The organism is Bacillus sp. 05T31 (assembly GCF_056396725.1).
Map to the genome: position 1 here is coordinate 1 of NZ_JBFTMA010001396.1, position 442 is coordinate 442.

The following is a 442-nucleotide window of genomic DNA, read 5'->3' on the forward strand; positions in this document are numbered from 1 at the left end:
ACTTAATGTAGAACATGTAAAAGACGCGGAAGAGAGATTAAAGCGTTTTGCACCATATATTGCGAAAGTATTTCCTGAAACGAAAGAAACAGGCGGTATTATAGAATCACCTTTAGTGAAAATCTCTTCTATGAAACAATCTTTAGAGAAAAGTTATGGGAAACCTATTTTAGGGGAATTACTATTAAAATGTGATAGCGGGCTTCCGATATCAGGATCAATWAAAGCTAGRGGCGGAATATACGAAGTGCTGAAACATGCAGAGCGACTGGCACTTCAGCATGGAATGTTAACAGGGAAAGATGATTATTCAATTTTAGATAGTGATAGATTTAGAGATTTTTTTGCGAAGTATTCAATTGCAGTAGGTTCTACTGGAAATTTAGGGCTTAGCATCGGTATTATGAGTGCGAAATTAGGTTTTAATGTGACTGTTCATATG

Annotated in this window: 1 pseudogene; it reads left to right on the forward strand. The window is 35.9% G+C overall.

The features are described from left to right. Positions 1 to 442: pseudogene (locus tag AC1DJR_RS33485) on the forward strand (D-serine ammonia-lyase); the annotation flags it as partial.